Annotated in this window: 13 protein-coding genes; 5 read left to right on the top strand and 8 right to left on the bottom strand. The window is 67.6% G+C overall.

What is annotated here, in order from left to right:
• Positions 1-121 precede the first annotated feature (121 nt).
• Positions 122-2,269: a porin family protein gene (locus ACODSC_RS13510; RefSeq protein WP_488814506.1), complete on the top strand. Its 2,148-nt coding sequence runs from the start codon at positions 122-124 to the stop codon at positions 2,267-2,269.
• 40 nt (positions 2,270-2,309) lie between these two features.
• On the opposite strand, the gene ACODSC_RS13505 is transcribed toward ACODSC_RS13510, so the two are convergent.
• The 5 genes from ACODSC_RS13505 to ACODSC_RS13485 form a co-directional block, all read right to left on the bottom strand.
• Positions 2,310-4,496 carry a GumC family protein gene (locus tag ACODSC_RS13505; protein ID WP_488814505.1) on the bottom strand — a complete coding sequence of 729 codons (2,187 nt, stop codon included), beginning with the start codon at positions 4,494-4,496 and terminating at the stop codon, positions 2,310-2,312.
• Positions 4,497-4,567: 71 nt separating this feature from the next.
• Positions 4,568-5,851: an outer membrane beta-barrel protein gene (locus tag ACODSC_RS13500; RefSeq protein ID WP_488814504.1), complete on the bottom strand. Its 1,284-nt coding sequence runs from the start codon at positions 5,849-5,851 to the stop codon at positions 4,568-4,570.
• Between the two features lie 18 nt (positions 5,852-5,869).
• Positions 5,870-6,844 (bottom strand): SDR family NAD(P)-dependent oxidoreductase, encoded by a 975-nt coding sequence (locus ACODSC_RS13495; RefSeq protein WP_488814503.1) that lies wholly within the window; start codon positions 6,842-6,844, stop codon positions 5,870-5,872.
• Positions 6,844-8,166: a UDP-glucose dehydrogenase family protein gene (locus ACODSC_RS13490; RefSeq protein ID WP_488814502.1), complete on the bottom strand. Its 1,323-nt coding sequence runs from the start codon at positions 8,164-8,166 to the stop codon at positions 6,844-6,846. The genes ACODSC_RS13495 and ACODSC_RS13490 overlap by 1 nt, the downstream gene beginning before the upstream one ends.
• A 127-nt stretch (positions 8,167-8,293) precedes the next feature.
• Positions 8,294-9,085 carry a PhoH family protein gene (locus ACODSC_RS13485; protein ID WP_409714732.1) on the bottom strand — a complete coding sequence of 264 codons (792 nt, stop codon included), beginning with the start codon at positions 9,083-9,085 and terminating at the stop codon, positions 8,294-8,296.
• Positions 9,086-9,396: 311 nt separating this feature from the next.
• Between ACODSC_RS13485 and ACODSC_RS13480 the strand changes: the two genes are divergently transcribed.
• The gene (locus tag ACODSC_RS13480; protein ID WP_488814501.1) at positions 9,397-9,924 is read left to right on the top strand and encodes a gamma carbonic anhydrase family protein; all 528 of its coding nucleotides are present in this window, start codon (positions 9,397-9,399) and stop codon (positions 9,922-9,924) included.
• On the opposite strand, the gene ACODSC_RS13475 is transcribed toward ACODSC_RS13480, so the two are convergent.
• The 3 genes from ACODSC_RS13475 to ACODSC_RS13465 are packed head-to-tail and all read right to left on the bottom strand — an operon-like array spanning position 9,919 to position 12,221.
• A complete protein-coding gene (locus ACODSC_RS13475; protein WP_488814500.1) occupies positions 9,919-10,851 on the bottom strand; it encodes a bifunctional riboflavin kinase/FAD synthetase in 933 nt (310 codons plus the stop codon). The two genes, ACODSC_RS13480 and ACODSC_RS13475, sit on opposite strands and share 6 nt — an antisense overlap.
• Complete coding sequence (locus ACODSC_RS13470) at positions 10,851-11,312, bottom strand: MaoC family dehydratase (protein ID WP_426024077.1); 462 nt, start codon at positions 11,310-11,312, stop codon at positions 10,851-10,853. The genes ACODSC_RS13475 and ACODSC_RS13470 overlap by 1 nt, the downstream gene beginning before the upstream one ends.
• A 39-nt stretch (positions 11,313-11,351) precedes the next feature.
• Positions 11,352-12,221, bottom strand: coding sequence for a TIGR01459 family HAD-type hydrolase (locus ACODSC_RS13465; RefSeq protein WP_488814499.1), 870 nt, complete (start codon positions 12,219-12,221; stop codon positions 11,352-11,354).
• A 275-nt stretch (positions 12,222-12,496) separates the two neighbouring features.
• Here ACODSC_RS13465 and ACODSC_RS13460 point away from each other — a divergent pair, with 275 nt between their 5' ends.
• The 3 genes from ACODSC_RS13460 to ACODSC_RS13450 are packed head-to-tail and all read left to right on the top strand — an operon-like array spanning position 12,497 to position 14,863.
• On the top strand, positions 12,497-13,765 hold the full coding sequence (locus ACODSC_RS13460; RefSeq protein ID WP_488814498.1) for a cation:proton antiporter domain-containing protein: 1,269 nt from the start codon (positions 12,497-12,499) through the stop codon (positions 13,763-13,765).
• 43 nt (positions 13,766-13,808) lie between these two features.
• Positions 13,809-14,009 (top strand): DUF2093 domain-containing protein, encoded by a 201-nt coding sequence (locus ACODSC_RS13455; protein ID WP_488814497.1) that lies wholly within the window; start codon positions 13,809-13,811, stop codon positions 14,007-14,009.
• The gene (locus tag ACODSC_RS13450) at positions 14,006-14,863 is read left to right on the top strand and encodes a M23 family metallopeptidase (protein WP_488814496.1); all 858 of its coding nucleotides are present in this window, start codon (positions 14,006-14,008) and stop codon (positions 14,861-14,863) included. Before ACODSC_RS13455 ends, ACODSC_RS13450 begins: the two co-directional genes overlap by 4 nt.
• The last annotated feature ends 10 nt before the right edge of the window (positions 14,864-14,873 follow it).

Here is a 14,873-nt window from a genome sequence, read left to right as displayed (position 1 = left end):
TTCACAACGGCGGACTAAATTGACATTATTGTCAGTAGGAAACGTTCCTTGATCGATCTGTCAAGCCAGCGCTGCAGGCTCGCCGAAATCAAGGCCGGGCCGAGGTAGAAACGGCGGTCCGATGCACTGGCTACTGTGGTCATACGTGATCTTCTCGGCGCAGGCTGGCGACCCACCCGCCGTTCCGGTCGATCCCGCAGGCTCCATCCCGGTGCAGTTGGAAGACGTTTCGGTGGTCGGCCGTCGCGGTTCGGCGAGGGTCGCGCCTGAGTCCGAACTCGGGCCGGCGGAAATCGACGCTCTGGGACTCTATGACATCGGCGAGGTGATCGATCGGTTGGCCGCCGAATCCGGGGTGCGTGAATCACCCATCATCATCGTCAATGGGCGGCAGGTGGCGGACGCCGCCGTGTTCTTCGGTTTTCCGCCCGACGCGCTCAGCCGCGTGGAGGTGCTGCCCCGTGAAGCGGCGGCCCTGTATGGCGGCGATCCGTCCCGCAGGGTGTTGAACCTGGTGCTGCAGCGGCAGTTCGAAAGCCGCGACGCCTTGTTGAATGCGGCGCGACCCACGGCGGGCGGGACCTCGGCGCTAATCGGCGACCTGCGTCGCTCGGCCATCTCCGACAACGATACCGATCAGATGAGCGTTCGGGTTTCCCGGGACACGTCGCTGCGTGCTGAAGAACGTTCCGGCTATGGTCAGGAGGACAGGGTCGGCGGCCCTGTCACGCTACGCCCGGCCTCGGACATGATTTCCGCCAACCTGGCGCTAACCCGCGCCCTGGGCGACTGGTCCGCAAGCCTGGGCGCGACGGCGCGGCGCCAGAACAGTCGCTCCGTCTTTCAGATCGCCGAGGACGCTGTGGAGAGCCGCAGTCGGATGGAGGGGTTGTCCCTGACGGCCGGTCTCAGCGGAGATTTGCGCGGCTGGTCCGTGCAGATCGCCACGACAGGCCAACTCGCCGTGAGCGATCAGGCCGGACTGCTGGATGCACGTTCCCGGAACGGGTCGCTCGCCGCGAGCCTGGCGGCCAACCGTCGTCTTGCCGATCTTCCCGCTGGCCCGCTCACCGCAAACCTTTCGGGCAAGGTTTCCTATGCGAGGTCCGATGTCCGAACCTTCGACGACACGCGTCGGGTCTCGGTCACGGCCGGGGAGGTCAGGGGCGGCGTTTCCGTCCCTCTGCTCCAGCCGGCGAGCGCGCCAATCGAAGGCTTCGACTGGGGCTCCGCCACCCTGTCTGTTGGGGCCGCGTTTCGCGGAGATGACAGCGCCGGCAGGGGCGGAGACTTGAACACCGGCCTGGCGTGGTCTCCCCGTCCGAAGGTCCGGTTCAACGGCTCATGGACGACGTCGAGCGACACTCCGTCCGACCGGCAGAGGTTCGATCCGGTGTCCTACGGCTATCCGAGGGTCGTCTATGATTTCCAAACGGGGGAATCGGTCGAAGTCCTGCCGATCCTGGGAGGAAATCCGAGCCTCAGATCGCCCAGCTTTGACCAGATGACCCTGGCGGCCTCGGTCGGACCCTTCACCTCATGGGCCGTGTTCGGGGGAATCGACTTGCAAAGTACCCGCACGCGCGACGGCATCGGCGTCCTGCCCATTCCCACGCCAGAGGTGGAGGCCGCATTTCCCGAACGCTTTCAGCGTGACGCCGAAGGGCGACTGGTCAGCATCGATCAGAGGCCGATCAACCTCCGCGCCGAACGCAGCGAGACCTTGTCGTCCAACCTGGCCTTCTCCATTCCATCTGGAACCGGCGGTGCGCCGGGCGCGATCCGCGTCTTTCTCAATCACAGTTGGAGGCTGAGAAGTACGACGACCATCAGGGACGGGCTGCCCGAGATGGACCGCCTGTCCGGAGATGGCGGCGGCCTGTCGCGCCATGAACTCAGCCTACGCGTCGACGGGCGCAAGGGGCCGTGGGGGGCGAACGCTTCGGCGCGCTGGTCCGGCCCCTATCGCATCCGCCGCGCCATCGGCGTGGATGGTCCCCACGATCTGAAGGTCGCGGCATTCGGCGCGGTCGATCTCAAGCTGACCTATCAGATGAGGCCGAGGGGCTCGGCGCGGTCATCCGACGCCGCCGACGCGCCGCCCACACGGCGCAGCGGAGGCGCGCAGTTCGGGCTAGAGATTCTCAACCTGTTCGATGCTCGCCCTCGCGCCGCGTTGGCTGACGGAGAACCGGCGCCCGGCTATGGACGAGACGCGCAGGATCCCTTGGGGCGCACCATCCGGTTCACGCTGAAGCAGAGGTTCTAGACTAGGGTAGCCCACCGCCATGATCCTGCGGAGGCAATTCTCAAGCGGCGTAGTATCGGCGGTAGGCGTCGTAGGCGTAGCCGGCCTCGCCGTAGCCGTGTCGGGACTGGAGTTTGACGTCCACCTGCGTCAGGGCGACGCCCAGTATCTCTGCCCCGGACTGGTTCAGGATGCGGATGGCGCTGTCCACGGCGCGCGCCGGCGTCTTGCGCCAGCGGGCCAGCAAGACGACCGTGTCGGCCCTGGCCGCCAGGACGCGCGCGTCCGCCAGGGCCAGAACGGGGGGCGTATCCAGCAGGATCAGGTCGAACGCCTGGCGCAGGTCGATCAGCAGGGCGTCCATCGCGGGGGAGCCGAAGAGGTCCTCGGCCGAGGCTTCGGCGTTCGACAGCGGCAGGATATGGGCGCCGGATGCGGGGTCCAGCACCAGGACGCTCCGCCAGGAGGCGGCGCCGCGCAGGACTTCGGTCAGGCCCTGGGCAGGGTTCAGGCCCAGTATGCGGGTCACGGCGCGTCGGCGGGGATCCCCGTCCACCAGCAGAACGCGGCCGCCGGCCTTGGCGGAGACGCGCGCCAGACAGACGGCTGCGGTGGTCTTGCCCTCGCCAGGCAGGGCGGAGGTCACGGCCACAACCCTGGCGTCGCGCGAGGGGATGTTGGTGGGATGGATCGAAGCGCGCAGCGCGCGAAACGCCTCGGCGAACATCGACAGCGGCTTTTGCAGCACGAGATCGATCGGGTGGGTGTTCTGGTCGTCGGGCGCCGCGACCGAAGAGGCGAGCGGGATAGCGCCGATGGCGGTCAGGCCCAGTTTGCGCTCCACCTCCTCGGCCGTGGCCAGGCCGGTCTGCAGTCGCGCGGCGAGGATGACGGCGACCGCGCCGGCCGCAACGCCAAGCACCAGAGCCAAGGTTATGCTGAGCATCAGGTTCGACGCACTCTGAGAGGTCGGCGGCGTGGCGCGCGAGACGATGCGGGCGTCGGCCTGTTCGACCCCGGTCTGGGCGCTGGTTTCGCGATAGCGGTCCAGGAAGGCGCGGTAGATGGCGCGGGCGGCCTCGGCCTCGCCCTCCAGTTCGCGCAGGCGGACCGAGGCGGCATTGTTGTCGGCCAAGGCGCCGCGCGCGGCATTCAGGCTGGCTTGAACGGACGCTGCCCGTTGCTGGGCGACCTGGGCCTGGGCGTCCAGGTTGGAGACGACGCGGCGGATCTCGGCCTGGATCTGGGCGTCGATGTCGGCCAGCTCCTGGCGGGCGCGGATCATGTCGGGGTGCAGGGGGCCATAGCGGACGGATAGGTCGGCGACGCGGGTGCTGATCGCCGCGCGCTGGGCGCGCAGGTTCTGGACCACGGGGGAGGTCAGGGCCTCGCCGACATCGTCGCCGTTCGAACCGGCCGCCATTTGGGACCGGGCGGTGCGCAGACGGGCGTCCTGTTCGGCCTGTTGCGCGCGGGCGGACGCCAGTTGCTGATTGTAGACCGAGATTTCCTGCTCGGTTAGGGTCGCGCCCTGGGCGCTGAGCAGGCCGTTTTCGATCCGGTAGAGGGAGACGGCGGCGTCGGCTGTCTCGACCTGGCGCCGCAGGTCCTCCAGCCGGGCGCCGAGGAATGCGTTGGCCTGGCTGTTGGCGTCGAATTTGGCCGTCAGCTGGGACTGGAGGTAGCGTTCGGCGAAGGCGTTGGCGATGCGCGCTGCCTTGGTCGGGCTGTCCGAGGTGAAGCCGACGGCCATCGAATAGGTCAGGCCGACGCGGCGCACGGTCAGACGGCGGCTGACGGCGTCGATGACCTGCTGGCGCTCGATCTCGCGGGCGGGAATCGCGGCGCGGCCGATGCGGTCGGTGAGGGCGGCGAAGTGGGATCTGCGCAGTCGGGCGTTGAATTCGGGATCGTGGGTCAGGTCCAGCGCGTCCACGACGCCGGCGGCGAGCTGGGGCGATTTCAGCACCTCGACCTCGGTGTCGACGATGGCCGCTTCCGCATCGAGGGCGGACAGGACCGCCGGGCCGGCGATCACCTGTTCCTTGCGGGTGTTGATCTGGAGATTGGCGGTGGCGGTATAGACCGGCGTCTGGCCCAGCATCAGGGCCAACACGATCAGGCAGACCACCGTCGCAACCGCCATGAACAGGCCGGCGCGACGACGGAAGGCGGCGACGTAGCTTTGGAGGTCGATGTCGTCGTCGGGAGGAATGGTCCCGAGGGTAGGGTCGTTCGTCTGTGTCATCGCGCCATCGAACGGTGATCGTCCGTGTCAGTGGTGCGACTTCACCTTCAGGTTGTCAATCTTCGCGCGATTTAGAACTGGGCGGTCGAGCCGACGTAGAGCCGCGTGTTTCGATAGCTGGGGCCTTGGGCGCCGCCGGACGAGGACTGGTCGAGCCAGCTCAGGCCGGCGGTGAAGCCGTAGCGGCGATTGATCCGATAGGCCACGCTGACGCCAGCGCCGAAGCGCGTGTCGGTTCGGGCCAGACCGTTGTAGGCGTCGTCGGCGTAGGTCGCCTGGGCCGTCAGGATCAGATTGCGCAGCAGCTCGTGATCGACGCTGAGCGACAGGTCGGTGCGCAGGGCGCCGGCCGAGCCGATCACGCCCGTATCCTCGACGGTTCGCGCTGCGGCGGCCGTGACGGTGGTCAGCTGCGTCGGGAACCAGGACAGCTTCGCCCGGCCGACGAAACCGTCCAGGTCGCCGAACGCCTCGTCCTCGAAATCCTGACGGATATAGCCGGCGGCGATCTCGCCCCGGACCAGGGCGCCCAGTTCGAAATCCACGCCCGCCAGGGTCTGACGGCCCGACGAGGTCCGCAGGGGGCGGCCGGCGATGCGCTCGTAGTCGCGGTCGTCGCTGACGACCTGCAGGAAGATCGCCGTGGCGGGAGAGAGGGCGTAGTCGGCGCGGCCGGTCAGGGTGAAGACGGTGCGGTCGCGGTCGTCCCGTTCGATCACGGCGCCCGTTTCGCCGAAGCCGTCGCGATAGTCGTAGCGGTGAACGGCGGCTCGCGCCGAGACGCGCAGACGTCCTCTGGCCCGTTCGGCGCCGAGAGAAGCGGAGGTCAGGTCGAAGGCGACGGGCCGCTGGGTGGTCGGATCGGCGCCGGCGGCGGTGCGGGCCTCGTGCGCCTTGGCGTATTCGAGGCCGGCGACGATGTTCGCGCCGCGAACCACGTCCAGGCGGCCGGCGGCGCCCAGGCTCCAGTCGGTGGTGTTCTCGCTGTCGAAGTTCAGGTTGCGGTCGACGGCGGCGCGGACGTGGGCCTGAAGCGCATGGCGGGACCAGTTGGACCTGGCGACCATCTCGGGCCGGAGGCGCAGGGTCGTGGCGGCTTGGCGGTCGTCGTCGGCTGCGAAGACGTTGTCGTCTTGGACGATGTCGAACTGAAGTTTGTGAAACACCGTGAAGCCGCCGGTGCGGATGCCCAAGGCGTCATAGGCAGGTTGCGGACGGTCCCGCACGGCGACGGCGCGGTCGCGGGCGAACAGGTCGGCCGTGCGGTCCTGGGCCGTGCGTAGTGATTGGGCGGACGCCTCGGTCGCGCCGAACACGAGCAGTGCGGCGGCGGCCGGAAGGATGTCGCGTCGCATCGGCCCCCGCCTTTCGCTTCAGCCGTTCTCGTACTGCCGCCACCAGGCGACGAACGTCTCCAGCCCGGCCTTGAGCGGCACCTTGGGCTGATAGCCGCAAAGGGCGTTCAGTTTGGAGATGTTGGCATAGGTGGCGGTCACGTCGCCCGGCTGCATGGGCCGCATTACCTTCTTCGCCTCGACACCCAGGGCGTTCTCCAGCGTCGAGATCATCTCCATCAGGCCGACCGGCTGGCTGTCGCCGATGTTGTAGATTTCATGCACGCCTTGAGCCGGCGGGTGGTCTAGCACGGCGACCACGCCATCGACGATGTCGTCGATATAGGTGAAATCGCGCGCCATCTGGCCCTCGCCATAGACCTCGATGGCGTCGCCGCGCACGATCTTCTGGGTGAAGCTGAAATAGGCCATGTCCGGCCGGCCCCATGGGCCATAGACGGTGAAGAAGCGCAGGCCCGATTGCGGGAAACCATAGAGCTTGGCGTAGCTCTGGCTCATCAGTTCGCAAGAGCGTTTGGTCGCGGCGTAGAGCGAGACGGGCTGAACCGTCGGGTCATCCTCGCGGAAGCCCGAACCCTCCAGCGGCCGGTCGCCATAGACCGAGCTGGACGAAGCATAGACCAGATGGGTCACGCCATTGTGGCGCGCGGCCTCCAGCATCGACAGATGGCCGGCAAGGTTCGACCGCTCGTAGGCGAAGGGGTTTTCCAGCGAATACCGCACGCCCGCCTGGGCCGCGAGATGGACGATCCGCTTGACGCCGGCGTCCGCGACCAGGGCGCGCATCTGCTCATGATCGGCGATATCGGCGCGCACCATGCGAAACCCGTCGCGCCCTTCCAGTCGGGCGGCGCGGGCCGCCTTCAGGCGGGGATCATAGTAGTCGTTGAAGATATCGACGCCGATCACCTGTTCGCCACGGTCCAGCAGGCGCTCGGCGACGTGCATGCCGATGAAGCCGGCCGCACCCGTGACGAGGATCGGCGACCCCATCAGCCGCGCCCGATGCCCATGTAGCGGAAGCCGCGGCTTTTCATGTCCTCGGGCCGATAGATGTTGCGCAGATCGACCAGGACCGGCTGCTTCATCAGAAGCTTGATCCGGTCCAGATCCAGGGCGCGGAACTGGTCCCATTCGGTGACCAGGACGACGGCGTCGGCGCCGACGACGGCGTCATAGGCGCTGTCCTTCATCTCGACGTCGGGCAGCAGTTTGGCGGCCTCGTGCATGCCCTCGGGGTCGAAGGCCTGGACCTTGGCGCCGGCGGCGATCAGGGCGGGGGCGATTTCCAGGCTGGGCGCGTCGCGCATGTCGTCGGTGTTCGGCTTGAAGGTCAGGCCCAAGAGGGCGACGGTCTTGCCCTGGACGCTGGTCCCCAGGGTCGCGGCGACGCGCTCGGCCATGGCTTTCTTGCGGGCGTCGTTGACCTCGACCGTAGCCTCGATCAGCCGGGTCGGGGCGCCGTATTGCTGGGCGGTGCGGACGAGAGCGATGGTGTCCTTGGGAAAGCAGGAGCCGCCGTAGCCGGGGCCGGCGTGCAGGAATTTCGAGCCGATCCGCTTGTCCAGACCGATGCCGCGTGCGACCTGCTGCACGTCGGCCCCCACGGCCTCGCACAGGTCGGCCATCTCGTTGATGAAGGTGATCTTCATCGCCAGGAAGGCGTTGGCGGCGTATTTGATCAGCTCGGACGTGCGCCGGCCGACGAACAGCAGCGGGCTCTCGTTCAGGTTCAACGGACGATAGAGTTCGCTCATCACCTTCTGGGCGCGCGACCCCGTATCGCTGTCGATGTCGTCGATCCCGATGACGACGCGGTCGGGACGTTTGAAGTCGCCGATGGCGGCGCCTTCACGCAGGAACTCGGGGTTGGAGACGACGGCGAAGTCGGCGCTCGGATTGGTCTTTCTGATGATGGCCTCGACCTCGTCGCCCGTGCCGACCGGCACGGTGGACTTGGTGACGATGACGGTGAAGCCCTCGATCAGGCCGGCGATCTCCTCGGCGGCGGCGTGGACGTAGGAGAGGTCGGCGTGACCGTCGCCGCGACGCGTCGGCGTGCCCACGGCGATGAAGACGGCGTCGGCGTTACGGATCGCCTCGGCGCCGTCCAGGGTGAAGAACAGCCGGCCTTCGCGCACATTGGCGGCGACCAGATCGTCCAGACCCGGCTCGAAGATCGGGATCTCGCCCCGCTCCAGCCGTTCGATCTTGGACGGGTCCTTGTCGATGCACGTGACGACGTGCCCGAAGTCGGCGAAACAGGCGCCGGACACCAGGCCCACATAACCCGTCCCAATCATCGCTACGCGCATCGAAATCCCTCATCAGCGGCGAGCCGACCTTTAGCGGGGCGGTGCGCTTGAGGACAATGGCTTTTGGTTTCTGGGTGCAACCGGAGTGCAGCCGACGCCTCGCGGCGCCGGCTGCATACACAGTGACCTAGAGGACGCCGATCATCGAGGCGACCAGCGGGTGACGGACGATGTCGCGTTCGGCGAGGCGAACCACGGCGATGTCCGGCACGGCCTCAAGGCGGGCGGACACGTCGGACAGGCCCGAGATGCCGGGCAGCAGGTCGGACTGCTGCGGGTCGCCCGTGACCACCATGGTCGAGTGCCAGCCCAGGCGGGTCAAAAGCATCTTCAGCTGGACGTAGGTGCAGTTCTGCGCCTCGTCCACGACGATGAAGGCGTTGTTGAGCGTGCGGCCGCGCATATAGCCGATGGGGGCGATCTCGATCAGGCCTTCGGCCATCAGGGCCTTGACCCGTTTCATCGACAGGCGATCCGACAGGGCGTCGTAGAGCGGGCGCAGATAGGGGGCCAGCTTGTCCTCCATGTCGCCCGGCAGGAAGCCGATGGATTCGCCCGCCTCGACGGCAGGGCGGCTGAGGACGATGCGGCCGATCTTGCCGGCCTCGAGCGCCTCGACGGCCTTGGCGACGGCGAGATAGGTCTTGCCGGTGCCTGCGGGGCCGAGCGCCATGACCAGATTATGGGTGTCGATGGCCTCCATCAGTTCGATCTGGCCCTCGGACTTGGGCTTCAGCGTCTTGAGATAGGCCTGGTCGCGGTCGTCATTGGACGGGTTGGGCGACCAGCCTGACCGTTCGTTGTGAGGGGCATGGAGCCGGCGAACTTTCGACTCCTCCATGAAATCACGCGAATCCAGGATTCCGTGTTCACGCGTTTGACGCTTGGTTGCAGCACGCTTGGTCATGGACGCCTCCAGGGCATGAAAAAAGGCGGACCCACACGGGTTCCGCCTTGGATGGTCTTGGGGAGGAAAGGGTCGCGGCCCGCATCGCAGCGACCGCCCGGATCGACAGCAGGGCCGTCTGCAACGGGACAGGCCCGCCGCCGAACAACCGAACCAGGATCCCAACGCGCCACGCGAAAGCCCCGACAATGACCGGATCGGGCTTGATCCGGTTTCGGATCCGGGGCCGAAATGGCGACCCACGAATCGCATCAACAGTTTGATGCTATCGTGGTTAGCGATCCGTTAAAGCCCTCATTTTTCAAAGATTAGGTGGTGTACTGATGACCATTTACGCATTGGGCGACAGCAAACCGCAGCTTCCGCCGCTGGGCGAATACTGGGTGGCGCCGAGTGCGTCGGTGATAGGGAATGTGATTCTGCACACCAACGCCAGCGTCTGGTTCGGCGCCGTGCTGCGCGGGGACAATGATCCCATCACAGTGGGTCCTGACAGCAACATTCAGGACGGCAGCGTGCTGCACACCGACATGGGATCGCCCCTGACCTTGGGGCGCGGCGTGACGGTGGGGCACAAGGCCATGCTGCACGGCTGCGAGGTCGGGGACTACAGCCTGATCGGCATCGGGGCGGTGGTGCTGAACGGGGTGAAGATCGGGCGAAACTGCATCATCGGGGCGAATGCCTTGATCACCGAGGGCAAGATCATCCCGGATAACAGCCTGGTGGTGGGGCAGCCCGGCAAGGTGGTGCGCGAACGCGATCCGGCGCACATCGCCGTGCTGAAGATGTCGGCCGAACACTATGTGCAGAACTGGAAGCGGTTTGCGGCGGAGCTTCGGGTTCTATGATCCGCTGAGAACCGCCCGCGCCGCCGCCGCGTCGGCGTCAATCTGGGCCTTCAGCGCGTCGAGGCCGTCGAAGGTCTCCTCGCCCCGCAGCCAGGCGACCAGTTCGATGTCCAGCGTCTGGCCGTAGAGGTCGCCGTCGAAGTCGAACAGCCAGACCTCCAGCAGCGGGGTTTCCAGCGCATACATGGGGCGCACGCCCAGGCTGGCGACGCCGTCGATGATGCGGCCGTCCGCCAGCCGGCTGCGGGTCGCATAGACGCCGTAGGCGGGCCGCATGTAGTCGCCCAAGGCGATGTTGGCGGTCGGCACGCCGATGGTGCGGCCGCGCTTGTCGCCGTGGATCACCTCGCCCTGGATGGCGAAGGGGCGGCCCAGGATGGCGGCGGCGCGGGCCATGTCTCCGGCCTTCAGGGCCTCGCGCACAGCGCTGGACGACAGTTTCAAGCCATCAGCGTCGTCCAGGCGTTCGGCGACCGAGACGGTGAAGCCCAGCCGTTCGCCATAGGCGCGCAAACCCTCTGGCGAGCCGGAGCGGCCCTTGCCGAAGGTGAAGTCGAAACCGACGGCGGCGTGGCGGATGCCCAGCCCGTCGGACAGTACGCGCTCGGCGAAGGCGGCGTCGGTCATGCCGGCCATCTCGGCGTCGAAGGGCAGCAGATACAGGATTTCCACGCCCAGCGGCGCCAGGGCCTCGGCCATCTGGTCGGCGGTCATCAGGCGGAAGGGGGCAGCCTCGGGCTGGAACCAGCGGCGCGGATGGGGATCGAAGCTGACGACGCCCAGGGGCGCGCCCAGCCGTCCGGCGGCGTCACGGGCGCCGGCGATGACGGCCTGGTGGCCCCGATGCACGCCGTCGAAGGCGCCGACGGCGACCGCCGCGCCCTTCAGGGCCTCGGACAGGCCGCGCCAGTCGCGGACGATCTGCATCAACGCTGGGACGGTTTGCGCCGGCGGGGCACGCGGACGACAGCGACGCCGTCCATAATCATGGTCTCGCCGACGAAGCCTTCGCAGCTCAGCTTGACCCGCGCGCTCTCGGCCTCGACCTCGATCACGGTGATCACGATGCGAACGACGTCGTCGATCCGCACCGGCTGATGGAAGGCCAGGGTCTGGGAGATGTAGATCGACCCGGCGCCCGGTAGCATGGTCCCAACCACGGCTGATCCGAACGAGGCGCTGAGCAGGCCGTGGGCGATCCGGCCGCGATAGGCGGTCTTGGATGCGAAGGCCTCGTCCAGATGGACGGGATTGAAGTCGTCGGACGCCTCGGCGAACAGCCGGATGCGATCCTCCGTCGCGACGACGATTTTCTCGGCGGCCATGCCGACGTGAAGTTCGTCCAGGATGTAACCACCGGACGGATGCTGCTGTACCAATTCGACCATGATGCAGGCTTTAGCGGCGGTGCGACAAAATGGCGAGCCTTACCAGGCGAGTTCGAGCGCGGCGTATCGCGCATAGGTCGTTTCGGCCTTCAGCAGGTCGCCGGCGCGGGCGGGATCCAGCGCCCCGTCCTCGCCCTTGGCCTGGTCGCCATGGATGCCTTGGGCGATGAACAGGCAATCGAGCGCCTGGGCGTTGGCGCCCATGACGTCGGTCACGACGCCGTCGCCGATGCACAGGACGCGCGAGCGATCGACCGGCCGGCCCAGCAGGGTTTGCGCCTCGTGGAGGGCCAGGTCGTAGATGGGCGCGAAGGGCTTACCCGCCATGACCACGCGGCCGCCGAGGGACTCATAAAGATCGGCCAGGGCGCCGCCGCAGTAGATCAGCTTGTCGCCGCGTTGCACGACGCGGTCGGGGTTGGCGCAGATCAGTTCCAGATCGCGCGAGGCGGCGATCGTCAGACGGTCGCGGTAGTCCTCAGGCGTCTCGGTCTCGTCGTCCACCAGGCCGGTGACCGACACGAAGGCCGCCGCGCCGGCGTCACCCGCCACATCCAGGTCCAGACCCGCGTAAAGCGGCGCGTCACGCTCGGGCCCCAGCAGCAGCGCCGGGCCGGGCGCGCGCTTGGCCAGTTCGGCGCGGGTCGCGTCGCCCGAGGTGACGAAGGCCTTCCACGCCTCGCGCGGCACGCCCAGGCCGTCGAGTTGGGCGATCACGTCCGAGGCCGGTCGGGGCGAGTTGGAGATCAGCACGACATGGCCGCCCTCGCGGTTGAACCGTGTCAGGGCCTCGCACGGCGCGGCCCAGCTTTCGCGGCCGTTGTGGATCACGCCCCACACGTCGCAGAGCAGGATGTCGTAGTCGCCGGCGACGACGCCGAAGTGAGGCAGGACGTGAGGGAGGGTCATGAGGCGTTGGTAGCCGCTAGGACGCAGAGGCGAAAGTCTCCTCCCCATGAACCTTCGCGCGGAGCGTCATATCCTTCGTCGAAACGGCAACACCACAACAGAACTCCGGGCGCTGGCACAGCGCTCCGCCCAGCCCGCCATAAACTTCGCTGCGAAAGCGCGAAAACAGAACCAATTTCCACAGATCGCGACACTGCGTCATCTTGCCAATCGGCCCCGCCGCCACCAACTGCGAAGCCTGCCCAAACCACCCCCTCGCCCCTGCAGGAGCCGCGATGACGCATGCCGACAGCCTGATTCTCACCCTGGTCGGAGGCTTCGTCCTCGCCTTCGTGTTCGGCATGTTGGCCAATCGTCTGAAGCTGTCTCCGCTGGTAGGCTATCTGGTCGCCGGCGTCGTGGTCGGCCCCTATACGGCGGGGTTCGTCGCCGACACCGAACTGGCGCCGCAGCTGGCCGAGATCGGCGTCATACTGCTGATGTTCGGCGTCGGCCTGCATTTCTCGCCCAAGGACCTGATGCAGGTCCGCAAGGTCGCCATTCCCGGCGCCCTGGTCCAGATCGCGGCCGCCACCCTGCTGGGCTGGGCCCTGGGTCGGTTCGTGCTGGGGCTTGGCGATGTCGAGGCCCTGCTGATGGGCTTCGCCTTGTCCGTCGCCTCCACCGTCGTTCTGCTGCGCGCGCTGGAAGAGCGCAAACAGGTCAAGGGCGACATCGGGCGCATCGCCGTCGGCTGGCTGATCGTCGAGGACCTGGTCATCGTCATCGCCCTGGTCATGCTGCCCATGATGGTCGTCCCGGCCGGGACCCAGACCGACCTGGGCGCCCTGGGCCTCAACGTCGGCTGGACCCTGCTCAAGGTCATCCTGTTCGTCGCCGGCATGCTGGTGGTGGGGGGCAAGGTGGTCCCGTGGCTGCTGATCCGCATCGCCCATACCAAGTCGCGCGAGCTGTTCACCCTCGGCGTGCTGGCCATCGCCCTGGGCATCGCCTGGCTGGCCTATTATTTGTTCCACTCGTTCGCCCTGGGCGCCTTCCTTGCCGGTCTGGTGATGAACGCCTCGCCCCTGGGTCACAATGCGGCGGAGCGGTCCCTGCCGTTGCGCGACGCCTTCGCCGTGTTGTTCTTCGTCTCGGTCGGCATGCTGTTCGATCCGATGATCCTGGTGCGCCAGCCATGGGCCGTGCTGGGCGTGCTGGGCATCATAATCATCGGCAAGTCGGTCGCGGCCCTGGTCATCGCCCGCAGCTTCAAACTGGACCGTCCGACCGGCTTCACCGTCGCCGCCGCCCTGGCCCAGATCGGCGAGTTCTCCTTCATCCTTGCGGCCCTGGGCGTCAGTCTGGGCGCGATGAGCCGCGAGACCCACGACCTGATCCTGGCGGCCGCCCTGCTGTCGATCTCGCTGAACCCGTTCGTCTTCCTGTTCACCGACCGGCTGGGCGGCAAGCCCAAGCCGCCGGCGCCCGGTTCGCGCGACGCCAAACAGGCGGCGGTCGATCTGGCGGCCGAGAAGAACGCCCCCAATCCGGCGACGGCGTGAGACGGCGCTTGGCCTCGATCCCCGATCGTCGTTAACTGCCGCCATGGACGCGACCAACGCCGCACTGGCGACCCTTCACTATGGCGACGGCGAATTCGCCGTGCTGAAACCCGGCCGGTTCGTGCGGTGCGCCGTGACCGACAAGCCGATCCCGTTGGAAATCCTCCGCTACTGGAGCCCGACCCGGCAAGAGGCCTATTTCGGACCGGCCGAGTTCATCGCCGGGATGCAGGCGGCCCGATGACGCCGTCGCGTCGCGCCCTGCTGACCGGCGCCGGGGCCAGCCTGGTCGCCGCCCCCGCCCTGGCTCAGGATCGGCGTGCGCTTCCCCTTGCGCTGAACGGGGCCTGGCGTCAGGGCGGCTACGCATTGGGCCGCACCGAACCCCGCGCCCTGATCTTCGTGGACGGCGAGGCCCTGACCACCGCCTCGGACGCCGGCCTCTTCGTCATCGGCTTCGACCGGGATGCGGCGGGCGGCGTCGAGATTGAGGCCCGATCGGGCGACCGCTCGACCCGGCGCGTCCTGGATATCGCGCCCTACGCCTTCCCTTCGACCCGCGTCGACGGCCTGCCCCCCGCCACGGTCGAACCCAGCGATCCGGCGCTGCTGGCCCGCATCCGCGAGGAGGTCGTCCTGAAGACCGACGGCTTCGCCAGCCGCATCGACGCCGACGACTTCAAGTCCGGCTTCATCTGGCCGCTGGAGACCTACCGCGTTTCCAGCGAATGGGGCGCCCAGCGCATCCTGAACGGCACGCCGGCCCGGCCCCACTACGGCATCGACCTGGCCGCGCCTCAAGGGACCGTCATCCGCGCCCCCGCCGACGGCCGCATCGCCTTCGTCCGCTCGGGCATGCATTTCGAGGGCGGCCTGACCCTGATCGACCACGGCCAGGGGCTGATCACCTGCTATCTGCACCAGTCCCGACTGGACGTCGAGTTGGGCCAGCGCGTGCGGCGCGGCGATGCGCTGGGCCGCGTCGGCATGACCGGCCGCGCCACCGGCCCGCACCTGTGCTGGCGCATGAAATGGCGCGATCGCAATCTGGACCCGTCGCTGATGGTCGGTGCGCGTGCGCCGAAAATCCTCGCCTGATCAATGGCTC

The organism is Brevundimonas sp. FG128 (assembly GCF_057809775.1).
The sequence above is the reverse complement of the archived record's forward strand: the minus strand, read 5'-3'. Positions and strand labels throughout refer to the sequence as shown.